The sequence below is a fragment of the Arcobacter sp. genome (assembly GCF_050300555.1).
Classification (GTDB): Bacteria; Campylobacterota; Campylobacteria; order Campylobacterales; family Arcobacteraceae; genus Arcobacter.
The window spans coordinates 38,464-52,890 of sequence record NZ_JBNKXY010000004.1 but is presented as its reverse complement, the minus strand read 5'-3'; the positions used below and the strand labels follow the sequence as shown (position 1 = coordinate 52,890).

14 protein-coding genes are annotated in these 14,427 nt (G+C 29.2%); 13 read left to right on the top strand and 1 reads right to left on the bottom strand.

The annotated features are described in order from the left end of the window. The first annotated feature begins 3 nt into the window (after positions 1-3). The 8 genes from ACQY5W_RS04055 to accA all read left to right on the top strand — a co-directional run bounded on the left by ACQY5W_RS04055 (position 4) and on the right by accA (position 6,791). The gene (locus ACQY5W_RS04055; protein WP_428023666.1) at positions 4-1,224 is read left to right on the top strand and encodes a molybdopterin molybdotransferase MoeA; all 1,221 of its coding nucleotides are present in this window, start codon (positions 4-6) and stop codon (positions 1,222-1,224) included. Beyond that, a complete protein-coding gene (gene queC, locus ACQY5W_RS04050; RefSeq protein ID WP_428023665.1) occupies positions 1,217-1,888 on the top strand; it encodes a 7-cyano-7-deazaguanine synthase QueC in 672 nt (223 codons plus the stop codon). The genes ACQY5W_RS04055 and queC overlap by 8 nt, the downstream gene beginning before the upstream one ends. Further along, a complete protein-coding gene (locus tag ACQY5W_RS04045; RefSeq protein WP_428023664.1) occupies positions 1,888-2,424 on the top strand; it encodes a 6-carboxytetrahydropterin synthase in 537 nt (178 codons plus the stop codon). Before queC ends, ACQY5W_RS04045 begins: the two co-directional genes overlap by 1 nt. Further along, the gene (locus ACQY5W_RS04040; RefSeq protein WP_428023663.1) at positions 2,417-3,166 is read left to right on the top strand and encodes a 7-carboxy-7-deazaguanine synthase QueE; all 750 of its coding nucleotides are present in this window, start codon (positions 2,417-2,419) and stop codon (positions 3,164-3,166) included. Before ACQY5W_RS04045 ends, ACQY5W_RS04040 begins: the two co-directional genes overlap by 8 nt. Before the next feature lie 202 nt (positions 3,167-3,368). Continuing rightward, positions 3,369-4,112 (top strand): 3-oxoacyl-ACP reductase FabG, encoded by a 744-nt coding sequence (gene fabG / locus ACQY5W_RS04035; protein ID WP_428023662.1) that lies wholly within the window; start codon positions 3,369-3,371, stop codon positions 4,110-4,112. Between the two features lie 77 nt (positions 4,113-4,189). Continuing rightward, positions 4,190-4,420, top strand: a complete 231-nt coding sequence (acpP, locus tag ACQY5W_RS04030) for an acyl carrier protein (protein WP_013134306.1) — start codon at positions 4,190-4,192, stop codon at positions 4,418-4,420. 127 nt (positions 4,421-4,547) lie between these two features. Then, complete coding sequence (locus ACQY5W_RS04025; protein ID WP_428023661.1) at positions 4,548-5,807, top strand: beta-ketoacyl-ACP synthase II; 1,260 nt, start codon at positions 4,548-4,550, stop codon at positions 5,805-5,807. A gap of 42 nt (positions 5,808-5,849) precedes the next feature. Beyond that, positions 5,850-6,791 (top strand): acetyl-CoA carboxylase carboxyl transferase subunit alpha, encoded by a 942-nt coding sequence (gene accA, locus ACQY5W_RS04020; protein WP_428023660.1) that lies wholly within the window; start codon positions 5,850-5,852, stop codon positions 6,789-6,791. A 17-nt stretch (positions 6,792-6,808) separates the two neighbouring features. On the opposite strand, the gene ACQY5W_RS04015 is transcribed toward accA, so the two are convergent. Continuing rightward, positions 6,809-7,153, bottom strand: coding sequence for a histidine triad nucleotide-binding protein (locus ACQY5W_RS04015; protein ID WP_428023659.1), 345 nt, complete (start codon positions 7,151-7,153; stop codon positions 6,809-6,811). A 102-nt stretch (positions 7,154-7,255) separates the two neighbouring features. Between ACQY5W_RS04015 and pheS the strand changes: the two genes are divergently transcribed. The 5 genes from pheS (at position 7,256) to ACQY5W_RS03990 (ending at position 14,417) form a co-directional block, all read left to right on the top strand. Then, complete coding sequence (gene pheS / locus ACQY5W_RS04010) at positions 7,256-8,248, top strand: phenylalanine--tRNA ligase subunit alpha (protein WP_428023658.1); 993 nt, start codon at positions 7,256-7,258, stop codon at positions 8,246-8,248. Further along, on the top strand, positions 8,245-10,563 hold the full coding sequence (gene pheT / locus ACQY5W_RS04005) for a phenylalanine--tRNA ligase subunit beta (RefSeq protein WP_428023657.1): 2,319 nt from the start codon (positions 8,245-8,247) through the stop codon (positions 10,561-10,563). Before pheS ends, pheT begins: the two co-directional genes overlap by 4 nt. Further along, positions 10,564-11,844 (top strand): 3-phosphoshikimate 1-carboxyvinyltransferase, encoded by a 1,281-nt coding sequence (gene aroA / locus ACQY5W_RS04000; RefSeq protein WP_428023656.1) that lies wholly within the window; start codon positions 10,564-10,566, stop codon positions 11,842-11,844. A gap of 3 nt (positions 11,845-11,847) precedes the next feature. Further along, positions 11,848-12,681 (top strand): 4-hydroxy-3-methylbut-2-enyl diphosphate reductase, encoded by an 834-nt coding sequence (locus tag ACQY5W_RS03995; RefSeq protein WP_428023655.1) that lies wholly within the window; start codon positions 11,848-11,850, stop codon positions 12,679-12,681. Positions 12,682-12,764: 83 nt separating this feature from the next. Next, complete coding sequence (locus tag ACQY5W_RS03990) at positions 12,765-14,417, top strand: 30S ribosomal protein S1 (RefSeq protein ID WP_428023654.1); 1,653 nt, start codon at positions 12,765-12,767, stop codon at positions 14,415-14,417. Positions 14,418-14,427: the final 10 nt, after the last annotated feature.

Here is a 14,427-nt window from a genome sequence, read left to right as displayed (position 1 = left end):
GAAATGAGTGTTTCAGTTGAAGAAGCTTTAAATATTATTATAAACTCTATTGAAATAAAAGATTTTGAAATAGTTCCAATTGAAAATGTAACATCAAGAATAAGTGCCGAAAAAATATATGCAACAAGCTCTTTACCTAAATTTAACAACTCTGCCATGGATGGATATGCAATATTATTTGATGATAAGGATAATGAACTTATTGTTACAAATAAAATATTTGCAGGTGATGATAATCAAGATATTCTAAAAGCAGGTACAACAATAAAAGTTATGACAGGAGCAAGAGTTCCCCAAAATTGTGAAGCTGTTATTGCCCAAGAAGACGTGGAAATTACTGGTAATAAAATTAAAATAAATTATGATGTAAAAAAGATGCAACACATAAGATTTGTGGGTGAAGATATACAAAAAGGCGAACTTTTAATTGATATTGGTGATGAAATAAACTTTTCAAAAGTTACGCTTTTAGCTTCACAAGGAATATCTCATATTAAAGTATATAAAAAACCTAAAATTGTAGTTTTTGCTTCAGGTGAAGAGTTAAAACTTCACTATCAGCCAATAAAAGATTATCAAATATATAATTCCAATACCCCTACTTTTATCTCAAGAGCTCAAGAGTTAGGATGTGATGTAAGTTTTATTGGTCAAGCTCATGATTCAATTGAATCAATAAAAGAGTATATTAACAACTCTTTAAATGCTGATTTAATAATTACTTCTGGTGGCGTATCTGTTGGTGAAGCAGATTTTACTAGGGAATCATTTAAACAAGTTGGACTAAATACTTTATTTGATGGAATAATTGTAAAACCAGGTAAACCAACAATTTTTGGGAAAATAAAAGATACATATATCTTAAACCTTCCAGGAAATCCTTTGGCTTCTGCTATGGTTTTTGAAATGGTTGGAAAAATCATTATTCAAAAAATGATTGGCTCAAAAAACTTTTACCACAATTTTATTACAACAAAACTTGGTAAAAATCTATTAAATAAAAAAGGAAGATTGACTTTAGTTCCCGGTTTTTTTGATGGAGAAAAGTTTAATCCATCTGATAAAAAAAGCCCTGGAATGATATCAATCTTAAGTGAATGTAACTCATTTATAGTATTAAATGAAGATATAACAAAATTAAATGAAAATCATATTGTAAAAGTATTACCAATTAATTGGAAATTCTTTTGTGATAAGAAAAAGGATTATATAACTTATGAATAAAAAAGCTATTTGTATTTTAAGTGGAGGTATGGATTCCACTTTAGCCTCTTATATTGCTAAAAATGAAGGCTATGAAATAATTGCTGTACATTTTAATTATGGTCAAAGAACACAAAATAGAGAACTAAAAGCATTTAGAGATGTTTGTGAAAGTTTAAATGTTAAAAATAAATATGAAATTGATATACCATTTTTTACACAAATTGGTGCAAGTGCATTAACTGATGCAAATATTGATGTTCCAATTGATGGTGTTAAACCTGGTGTTCCTGTTACTTATGTGCCATTTAGAAATGGTATTTTTCTTTCAATCGCAGCTGCAATTGCAGAAAAAGAGAATGCAGAAGCAATGTTTATAGGAGTAGTTGAAGAAGATAGTAGTGGATATCCTGATTGTACAGATTCATTTATTAATCAAATTAAAAATGCAATTAATGAAGGTACAAAAGAGTCAACACATATAAATATCAAAACTCCATTGGTAAAACTTCATAAAAATGAGATTGTAAAAAAAGCATTGGAGTTAAATGTACCATTAGAACTCACTTGGTCTTGTTATAAAGAAGAGCACGAAGCTTGTGGTGTTTGTGATTCTTGTAGATTAAGATTAAATGGATTTGAAAAAGCAAATTCAAAAGATCCAATACCATATAAAGGTTCTTGATGAAATGGAATATCTCAAAAGAGTTTGATTTTTGTTATGGACATAGGGTTTGGTCACAAGAATTAAATTTTGACTTTTCACTAGATTCTTGTTTGGTATGCAGACATCTACATGGACATCAAGGGAAAGTAATAGTTCATCTAGAAAGCTCCAATTTACAAAATGGTATGGTAACTGATTTCAAACATTTAAATTGGTTTAAACAGTTTTTAGATTTAACCTTAGATCACAAATTTATTTTAGATTTAAATGACCCACTTTTTAAAACTTTATTACCACATTTTAAAGATAAAAAAGAGTTAATTTCTCATGATGAAGGATTTTATACCCTTGATTTAACTACTTTAAAAGATGAACCACTTTATATACATGAAATGTATGAAGGATATGTACTTGTTGACTTTGTTCCCACAAGTGAAAATCTTTCAGCTTGGCTTTTAAAAATTGTTCAAAAGAAAATGGATGAAATATCCATAAAAGTATCACACGTAGAATTTTTAGAAACTCCAAAAAGTAAAAGTACTGTATATGCTTGAAGTAAATGAAATATTTGGCCCAACAATTCAAGGTGAAGGTAAATTTGTTGGTAATCCATCTATTTTTATAAGATTTGGTAAATGCAATTTTAGATGTGAAGGTTTTGCTGTTGAGTATGAAACACCAAGTGGTATAAAAAAGTGTTCATGTGACTCCTTTTATGCAGTTGATCCGGCTTTTAAAGATCAATGGCATAAAATGACTAAAGATGAAATCATAAATGAAGTTAAAAAATTAGAGCCCTCTTATAAAACTGATATCGTTATAACTGGTGGTGAACCACTACTTTATTGGAACAATGAAGAGTTTCAAGAGATTTTAGAATACTATATTTCAAATGGATACAAAGTTACAATAGAAACAAATGCTTCATTGAATATTGATTTTACAAAAGAGTATCAAAAAGAGCTTATATTTTCTATGAGTGTAAAACTCTCTAACTCACTTGAACCACTTAAAAAAAGAGTAAATAAAAATACCTTAAAAAAAATCATAACGAATACAAAAGAGTCGTATTTGAAGTTTGTGATAAGTAAAGAGTTTATATCAAAAGCAAAAGAAGAGATAGAATCTATTTCTTCAATTATTCCAAATTGTGAAATTTACCTTATGCCTATGGGTGATAGTGCTGATGAAATAAATAAACATAGTGAAAGTGTTATAAACATGGCAATAGAGTCTGGTTATAAATATTGTGATAGATTACACATACGTGTTTGGGATAACAAAAGAGGTGTTTAATTATTTATAGATATAATGTCATTCTCAAAAGAAGTCTATCTATAAAGAACAACTCGTTGTTCGCTTCAGGATTTGCTTCTTTAAAGAGAATTCATTTCTCTTGTTAAAAGAAGTCATAAAATATAGGTCCCTTTAAAGGTACCCTAAAAAAATATTTATTTTATTAGGAACCTTATTTTAGGGACTAATTTAAAGGATAAAGATGAAATTTACAGGTTCAAATGTATTAGTTACAGGTGCAAGTAGAGGAATTGGAGCAGAGATTGCAAAAACTCTTGCAAGTTATGGACTAAAAGTATGGATTAATTATAGAAGTGGAGCTGAAGCTGCTTCTAAAATTCAAGAAGAGATTGAAGCTTCTGGTGGAAAAGCTGCAATAATAAAAGCAGATGTTACAAATGAAGAAGAGTTTGTAAGTGCAATTAATACTATTATTGACTCTGATGGAGAGTTATCATACTTAGTTAATAATGCTGGTATTACAAAAGATAAACTAGCCCTTAGAATGTCAGTTGAAGATTTTACTGATGTAATAAGTGCAAACTTAACATCTGCCTTTATTGGTTGTAAAGCTGTATTAAAAGTTATGGGTAAAAAAAGATTTGGTTCTGTTGTTAATATCTCTTCAATTGTTGGAGAAATGGGAAATCCTGGTCAAACTAACTACTCTGCTTCAAAAGGTGGATTAAATGCCATGACTAAATCTTTTGCAAAAGAAGCAGCAGCTAGAAGCATTAGATACAATGCAGTTACTCCTGGATTTATTCAAACAGACATGACACATGAACTAAAAGATGAAGTAAAAGAAGAGTATATAAAAAATATTCCACTAAGCAGATTTGGGCAACCAAGTGAAATAGCAGAAGCAGTTGCATTTTTATTAAGTGATCACTCTTCTTATATCACAGGAGAGATACTAAAAGTTAATGGTGGCTTATACGTATAAGCTAAAAATATCTACTTAAAAGAATATTTAAAGGCTTTTGGGTATAATACTTGGACAATTTTAAAAAAGGAAAGAAAATGGCATTATTAGATGATGTAAAAGAAGTAGTAGTTGAGCAATTAGATTGCGATCCAGCCGAAGTTAAAGAAGATTCAAAATTCATTGAAGACTTAGGTGCAGATTCATTAGACGTTGTTGAGCTAGTAATGGCTTTAGAAGAAAAATTTGACATCGAAATCCCTGATGAAGATGCTGAAAAGATCTTAACTGTTTCAGATGCTATCAAATACATCGAAGATAATAAATAATCAAGAGATATATTTTCTTGACCAAATAAAGAGTTAACAATAACTCTTTATTTAAATTTTTGAATTTTTGTAAAAAAATTGAGCAATTTAAATAAAATAAATTATAATCACAATGGAGCTTAAATAGATGAAAAGAGTTGTAATAACTGGATTAGGTACTATAAATTCTTTAGGACATAATGTAAATGATTCATTTGACGCAGTAGTTGCAGGAAAATGTGGGATTAGAGAAATTACTTTATTTGATCCATCAGAGTATTCTGTAAAAATTGCTGGAGAAGTAAAAGATTTTGACCCATCAACAGTTATGGATAAAAAAGAAGTAAAAAAAGCTGATAGATTCATCCAATTAGGTATAAAAGCTGCAAAAGAAGCTATGATTGATTCTGGTTTTATAAGTGATGATAATAATAAAGTTGCAGATAATCTTTCAAATAGATTTGGAGTAATTTCTGCATCTGGAATTGGAGGACTTTCAACAATTGAAAGTAATTCTAGAACATTAGAATTAAAAGGTCCTAGAAGAATTTCTCCATTTTTCATCCCTTCATCTTTAGTAAATATGCTAAGTGGATTTATCTCAATTGAACATGGATTAAGAGGTCCTAGTTTATCACACGTAACAGCTTGTGCTGCATCAACTCATGCTTTAGCTGATGCTGTAAAAACTATTTTAGCAGGTGGAGCTGATAATATCTTAGTAGTAGGTGCTGAATCTGCAATTTGTGGGGCTGGTATAGGTGGATTTGCTGCAATGAAAGCACTATCAACTAGAAATGATGACCCACAAACAGCTTCAAGACCATTTGATAAAGATAGAGATGGATTCGTTATGGGAGAAGGTTCTGGAGCTTTAGTTGTAGAATCTTTAGACTCTGCGCTTGCAAGAGGTGCTAAAATTTATGCAGAAATTATTGGATTTGGAGAAAGTGGTGATGCAAATCACATTACTTCACCTGTAATGGATGGACCATTAAGAGCTATGCAAGCAGCTTTTGAAATGGTAAAAGCAAATAATGGAGAATATCCAAAAATTGATTATATTAATACTCATGGTACTTCAACTCCTGTTGGTGATGTTAATGAAACTAAAGCAATTAAAGAGTTATTTGGTGGAAAAGAAAATTGTCCTCCTGTAACATCTACAAAAGGTCAAGTTGGTCACTGTTTAGGTGCAGCAGGGGCTATTGAAGCTATTTTTACAATCAAAGCATTAAATGAAGGTATTATTCCTCCAACAATTAATATTATCAACCAAGATGAAGAGTGTGATTTAGATTATGTTCCTAATGTTGCAAGAAAAGTTGAATTAACTACTGTTATGAGTAACAATTTTGGTTTTGGTGGAACTAACGGTTCAGTTATATTTAAAAAATATACAAAATAATTTATATTAGAAGATATACATCTTTTTAATAAAAGGAATAAATTGCCAACTTATTTGACATTTGAAGAAAAAATAAAAGCTATAGAAGAAGATATAATAGTTGCAAAAACTAAATCTGATGAGCATGCAGTTGAAATACTAGAAAAAAAGTTAGAAAAAGAAGTTGAAAAAACATTTAAAAACTTAACTGACTATCAAAAACTTCAACTAGCTCGTCATCCTGATAGACCTTATGCCTTAGATTATATAAGAGGTCTTTTAACAGATGCTTATGAAATCCATGGTGATAGACACTATACTGATGATAGTGCTATTGTTTGTTACTTAGGTAAAATTGGCAATGAAAAAGTAGTAGTTATTGGTGAACAAAAAGGTAGAGGTACTAAAAATAAATTAAAAAGAAATTTTGGTATGCCAAACCCTGAAGGCTACAGAAAAGCCCTAAGAGCAGCTAAATTAGCTGAAAAATTCAATTTACCAATACTTATGTTAGTGGACACTCCGGGTGCATATCCTGGAATTGGTGCGGAAGAGAGAAATCAATCTGAAGCAATCGCTAGAAATTTATATGAATTTTCTGATTTAAATGCAATAACAATTTCTGTTGTTATTGGAGAAGGTGGTTCAGGTGGTGCCTTGGCTATTTCAGTTGCTGATAAACTAGCAATGATGAGATATTCTGTTTATGCGGTTATTTCACCAGAGGGTTGTGCTGCAATTTTATGGAATGACCCAGCACAGGCGGAAACTGCTGCTAATTCACTAAAAATTACAGCAGAATCACTAAAAAGTCTTAATCTAATTGATGATGTAATCAATGAGCCATTAATTGGAGCACATAGATCAAAAGATGAAGCTATAAAAGCTTTAGGTGATTATTTTATTGAATCTGTAAATGAATTAAGAAATATGTCACAAGAAGAGAGATATGAAAAAAGATATCAAAAACTGATGTCTTTAGGTAGTTTTTCTCAAAAACAGTAAAAAAGAAAATCTCTTTTTTACTCTTTTATTTTATCTCCAACTAATCTTCCAACATATTCTCCACCTAATATATGAAAGTGTAAGTGATGTACAACTTGCCCACCATGTTCACCAATATTTGTAATCAATCTATAACCATCTTCTCTTAAATTTAATTTTGAAGCTACTTTTTGAATAAACTCAGTCATACCTGCCATTATTTTTGGTGGAACAACATCAAATGAAGTATAGTGATCTTTTGGAATAACTAAAACATGTACTTTAGTTGCTGGACTAATATCCTCAAAAGCTAAAAATTTTTCATCTTCTAAAATAGTCTTATTTGGAATTTCCCCATTTACAATTTTACAAAAAATGCACATCTATATTTCCTTTTAATAGTATTAATTTTTATTATAACCAAACTCTAATAAAAACTTAAGTACAATAATCACCTTTTATATAAATGAAAACAGGGGAAATAATTGAAAGAGTGGATCGAAAAAATAGAATCTGCTGATTCTATAGAAGTGTTAGAAAATCTAAGAATTGAAATACTAGGTAAAAAAGGTTTTTTAACTAAAGAGTTTGCAAGATTAAAAGATATTCCAAATGAAGAAAAAAAAGCATTTGCACAAAATCTAAATAATAATAAAGTAGAAATAACAAATGCACTTGAGTTAAAAAAAGAAGTTTTAGAAAAAATAGAATTAAATAAAAAACTTGAAGAAGAAAAAATTGATGTAACAAGATTCAACAATAACTTGACTTGTGGTGCAGTTCATCCAGTAATAGATACTATGGACAAAATTATTGCTTATTTCCAAAATTTAAATTTTGCAGTTGAAGAAGGTCCGTTAGTAGAAGATGATTTTCATAATTTTGAAGCATTAAATCTTCCTAAGTATCATCCAGCAAGAGATATGCAAGACACTTTTTACAATAAAGATTACACGCTTTTAAGAACTCATACTTCTCCTGTACAAATTAGAACAATGCTTTCTCAAAAACCCCCAATTAGAATGATAGCACCAGGAACAGTATTTAGAAGAGATTTTGATATCACTCATACTCCAATGTTCCACCAAATCGAGGGATTAGTTGTTGATAGTTCTGATAAAATTTCATTTTCAAATTTAAAACATGTACTTGAAGAATTTTTAAAACATATGTTTGGTGATGTTGAAGTAAGATTTAGACCTTCATTTTTCCCATTTACTGAGCCTTCAGCTGAAGTAGATATTTCATGTGTATTTTGTAAAGGTGAAGGATGTAGAGTTTGTTCACATACGGGATGGCTTGAAGTTTTAGGTTGTGGAATTGTAGATGAAAATGTATTTAAAGCTGTTGGATATGAAAATGTATCAGGTTATGCTTTTGGATTAGGAGTTGAGCGATTTGCAATGTTAATTCATAATATTGGAGATTTAAGATCTCTATTTGAAAGTGATTTAAGATTATTAGGACAATTTAAATGATAGTTACAAAAAGATGGTTAGAAGATTTTATAGATATCTCTAAAATTGATACAAATGATATTTGCAAAAAATTAAACTCTATTGGTTTAGAAGTTGATTCTTTAGAAAAAGTTAGGATACCTTCTGGTGTTGTAATTGGATATGTTGAATCAAAAGAAAAACATCCAGATGCAGATAAATTATCTGTTTGTCAGGTTAATATTGGAAGTGAAGTTAGCCAAATAGTTTGTGGGGCTAAAAATGTGGCAGCAGGACAATATGTGCCAGTTGCAACAGTAGGTTGTGAATTAGGTGAAGATTTTAAAATCAAAAAAGCTAAATTAAGAGGAATGGAATCAAATGGAATGATCTGTTCTTCAACTGAAATTGGACTTCCTAAATTAAATGATGGAATAATGGAACTTGATGATTCTATCGGTGAATTAATTATTGGAAAAGAGCTAAACGGATATAGACTTTTAAATGATGATATTATTGAAATCGAATTAACTGCAAACAGAGGTGATTGTTTAAGTATCAATGGAGTTGCAAGAGAGTTAAGTGCTTGTTATGGAATCTCTTTAGCTGAACAAGAAAAAAATTTAGAATACAACGACATTGGAATAGGACAACTTCTTGAAATAGAGTGCGATAGTTCAATTAATTCATCTTTAATTTATAAAGCTGGAGACTTCAATGAACTAAAAGTTCCTCTACTATATAAATTAAGAGTTGCAACCTTAGGATTATATAAAGATTGTGATATTGAAAATATTTTAACTTATGCAACACATACTACTGGCGTAACACTACACGCATATGCAAAAACTGATTGTGATACCTTAAATGATTTATCTGTACTTCATATCAAAAAATCTAATGATGGATTTGATGAAGTTTATGGAAAAGAAAAATTAAGTACTATAAGCATAAAAAATGAAGCAATTAATAAAGATGACACAACATATATCTTAGAAGCTTCATATAATAATCCTGAAGAATTATCAAAAAATGTATTTGAAAAAAAGATAAAAACTGGCGAAGTTTATTATAAAACATCAAGAGGGTCTGAACCAAATATTGAATCTGGTATGGAATATTTTACAACATTGATTTCTAAATTTGGAGCAAAACTATACAGAGGTTTTGAAGTTTTTACAGAGGATAAAGAAAAACTATCTATTGACGTGAGTATCAAAAGAGTTAGCTCAATTGTTGGAAAATCATTTACAAAAGTTAAAATTGAAAAAATATTGAGTGATTTAGGATTTACTGTAAGAGATGGTGGTTCTGGTGTTTTATCAGTTCAAGTTCCATTATATAGACATGATATCAAAAATATAGCAGATATTACTGAAGAAGTTGTAAGAATAGTTGGTATTGATAATATTGAATCAACTCCTTTACAAATAGAAGAAGTAAACAGAGTAAATGATGCTTCTAAAAAAATAATGAAAAAAAATAAAATTAGAGCAAAAGCTATTGAAGATGGGTTTTTTGAGACTTTAACTTATGTTTTTACAAACAAAGAGACTTTAGAAAAATACAATCTTGAAATAGTAGATGAAAAACTTGATATTTTAAATCCTATTGTAAATGAATTAAATACATATAGAACAACTATGCTAACAAATCTAATAGAAGCTTGTTCAAATAACTTTAAACAAGGGTTTAAAAAAGTTGCATTTTTTGAAATTGGTACAATTTTTAATTGTCAAAGGGAAGAATCAAGAAAAATTGCATTTATATTTAGTGGGGATAGTGAACACGAATCATTTTTAAATAATGGAAAACCAAAAGTTATTGACTTTTTTACATTTGCTAAAAAAATTGCAAATAGTATTGGTAAATTTGATTTAGAACCAATGAATGAAATAAAAAATTCTTTAATTCATCCATACCAAAATGCAAATGTAATTGTTGAAGGTAAAATTATTGGATTTATATCTAAACTTCATCCAAATGTTGCAAATGATTTTGATTTACCTGATACTTTTATTGCAGAAATTGATTTTGATAAAATTGGAAATAATTTAATAAAAGCAAAAGAGTATTCTAAATTCCAAGCTTCAAAAAGAGATTTAAGCTTAATTGTACCTAAAGATATTTCATACTCAAAAATTAGAAATGTTATTACAAGTATTGAAGATGATACAATCCAACAATTCAATTTAGTAGATACGTATAGTGATGAAAAACTAGGTGATAAAGAGAGTTTAACAATAAGATTTGTTTTACAAAGTTTTGATAAAACACTTGAAGAAGATGAAATTAATACTACTATGAACAATATTTTAGAAAAATTAAACTCTGTATTAGGAATAGGAATAAGATAAATGCAAAGCTTTAGTATAGATGCTTTAAAAAACCCATTTAATATTGTTATTGATAATATTGCAAGTGATAAATCTATCTCTCATAGATGTGCAATGTTTTCACTTTTAAGTGATAAAACATCGCATATCAAAAACTTTTTAACAGCGGAAGATACACTAAATACACTTTCAATTGTAGAACAGCTAGGTGCAGAAATTACAAGAGATGGTTCGACAGTTACAATTACGCCAAAAGGCACTTTAAGTGAGCCTAATGATGTACTTGATTGTGGAAACTCTGGAACTGCAATGAGACTTTTTTGTGGTTTTTTAGCTTCTATTGATGGTGCTTTTACACTTGTAGGAGATAAATACTTACACTCAAGACCTATGAAAAGAGTTGCTGATCCACTTAGAAGTATTGGTGCAAAAATTGATGGTAGAGAAGATGGAAATAAAGCGCCGCTTTTTATAAGAGGTGTAAAAGAGTTAAAACCTTTTGTTTATAACTCACCAGTTGATTCTGCACAAGTTAAATCAGCAATGATACTTGCAGCACTTAGAGCAAATGGTGTTTCAAAATATAAAGAAAATGAACTAACACGAGACCATACTGAACGAATGTTAAAAGGAATGGGTGCAAAACTTGAAAATGATAGTGAAGGATATATTAATATTTATCCTTTAACAGCACCATTAAAACCTTTAAATATAACAGTTCCAACTGATCCTAGTTCTGCATTTTTCTTTGCAGTTGCTGCTGCTATTACACCAAATGCAAAAGTGACAATTAAAAATGTAACTTTAAACCCAACAAGAGTTGAAGCCTATCAGGTTTTAAAAAGAATGGGTGCAAGTGTTGAATTTGTTGAAAATGAAAATATCTATGAACCAATAGGTGATATTATAGTAGCAAATGATAAATTAAATGGTGTAGAAGTTAGTGAAAATATCTCTTGGTTAATTGATGAACTTCCAGCATTAAGTATTGCTATGAGTTTAGCAAATGGAAAATCAAAAGTATCAAATGCAAAAGAACTAAGAGTAAAAGAGAGTGATAGAATAAGCTCTGTTGTAAATAACTTAAAACTTTGTGGAGTAAACTACACAGAATTTGAAGATGGATATGAGATTACTGGTGGAGAGCTAAAAAAAGCAACTATTAACTCCCATGGTGACCATAGAATTGCAATGAGTTTTGCAATAGCTGGTTTAAATTCAGGTATGGAAATTGAAGATGTTGATTGTATTTTGACATCATTTCCAAACTTTAAAGAGATACTAGATACTTTAGGAAAATAATTTATGAAAGTAAAATTAGCATCATCTTATGGATTTTGTTTTGGTGTAAAAAGAGCTATTAAAATCGCTGAAGATTATAAAAATTCAGCAACAATGGGTCCTTTGATTCATAATACAAATGAGATAGATAGACTTAAAAATGATTACAATGTAGGTCTATATAATAGCTTAGATGAAGTAAAAGATAATGATACAATTATTATTAGAACCCATGGAATTCCAAAATTTGATTTAAAAAATCTAAAAGCTAAAAATGCAAAAGTTATAAATGCAACTTGCCCTTTTGTTACTACTCCTCAACAAATAGTAAAAAAAATGTCTGCTGAGCAATATTCTATAATAATTTTTGGAGATAAAGACCATCCAGAAGTTTTGGGAGTACAATCATATGCACAAGACCAAGATGATGTATTTGTTATTTTAGAACCTAGTGATTTAGATAAGATTAATTTTAAATACCAAAAAATTGCTACCATTGCACAAACCACAAAGAAAAAAGAAAAATATCTTGAAATAGTTAACTCTTTAATTTTAAAAAATAAAGAAGTAAGAGTATTCAATACAATTTGTGATGCCACTTTTGAAAATCAAGATGCTGCAAGAGAATTGTCAAAAGAAGTGGATATTATGATTGTAATTGGGGGTAAAAACTCTTCAAATACAAAACAACTTCTAAGTATTGCTCAAGAGAATTGTAAAGATAGTTTCTTAGTTGAAGATGAAAGAGAATTAGATGCTTCATGGTTTAAAAACAAAAAACTTTGTGGTATCACAGCTGGTGCTTCTACCCCTGATTGGGTTATACAAAAAATAGTAGATAAAATAGAAAAATATTAATCAATTTTTAAAATTTAGTAGTTTAAGCCAATCTTCGATATAATCATCGCATTTTATAAATAATGGTTATACGAAGGAAAAATATGGGTATCGAAGATATTGAAATTGGTGAAGACTTTGACTTTGAGCAAATGCTTAATGAGTCTTTCGAAAATGCAGAGAACAACTCTGTAGTTGATGGTGTTATTGTTGAGATTTCTGGTGAAAACGTTTCTGTAGATGTTGGTCAAAAAGTTGAAGGAAGACTACATATCTCTGAAATTACTATTGGTGGAGTAGTTAAATACAAAGTGGGTGATACTATCCCTGTTGTATTAACAGGTACAAGAGGTGAAAAACCTTCAATCTCTCACAAAAAAGTTTTACAAAAAGAAAAATTTGATTCTTTTGTAAAAGAACATGCAGAAGATTTAGAAAATGTTACAATCGAAGGTAAAATTGTTTCTATTAAACCTAGAGGTGGGTTTATTATTGAAGATGACAATGGTTGTGAATATTTTATGCCAATGGCTCAATCTTACTTAAAAGCTCAAGGTGCACTTGGTAAAAAAGTAAAAGCAAAAGTTCTAAAAATAAATGAAGCTCAAAACTCTATTATAGTTTCAAGAAAAAAACTTATTGAAGAATCAAAAGTAGAAAAAGATTCAAAAGTTGCAGAATTTTTAAATACTGATGGTCCAATCAATGGAACAATCAAAAAAATTACATCTTATGGAATGTTTGTAGATTTAGGCGGAATTGATGGTTTAGTAAACTACAATGAAATCTCTTACAAAGGTCCAGTTAATCCATCTAATTATTATAATGAAGGTGATGAAGTTACTGTTAAAGTTCTATCTTATGACAAAACTAAACAACATTTATCATTATCAGTTAAAGCTGCACTTTCTAACCCTTGGGAAGAGATTAGAGACGAATTAGAAGTTGGTGATACAATTACTGTAACTATTTCTAACTTTGAATCTTATGGTGCATTTGTTGATTTAGGAAATGATATTGAAGGATTATTACATATCTCTGAAATTTCATGGAATAAAAATCTTAAAAATCCAAAAGACTTATTAACATTAGGTGATGAAGTTAATGTTGAAGTTATTGAATTAGACGTTGATAAAAAAAGATTAAGAGTATCTTTAAAAAATCTTCAAGAAAAACCTTTTGCAAAATTCACAAAAGAGCACAAAGTAGGCGACATAATTAAAGGTAAAGTTGCAACTTTAACTGAATTTGGTGCATTTGTTACTTTAGGTGATGTTGATGGTTTATTACACAATGAAGAAGCATCTTGGGAAGGTAATGTAAAATGCAAAAACCTTTATAAAAAAGGTGATGAAGTTGAAGTTAAAATTATCAAAATTGATAGAGAAAAAGAGAATATCTCTTTATCAATCAAAGATATTACAGACTCTCCTGCAAAAAGATTCCAATCTACTCATAAAATTGGTGACATTGTAAAAGGAACTATCAAAGATCTTAAAGATTTCGGTCTATTCATCAAAATTGAAGACAATTTAGATGGACTAGTTAGAAATGAAGATTTTGGTCCTTTAAAACCAGAAGATATTGAAATTGGAAAAGAAATTGAAGCAGTTGTTGTAAATATTGACACAAATAGAAATAGAGTTAGATTATCTATTAAAAGATTAGAGCAACAACAAGAAAGAGAAATCTTAAAATCTGTAAATGATGATTCATCAATGACTTTAGGTGATTTATTAAAAGACCAAATTAAATAATTCAAGGATT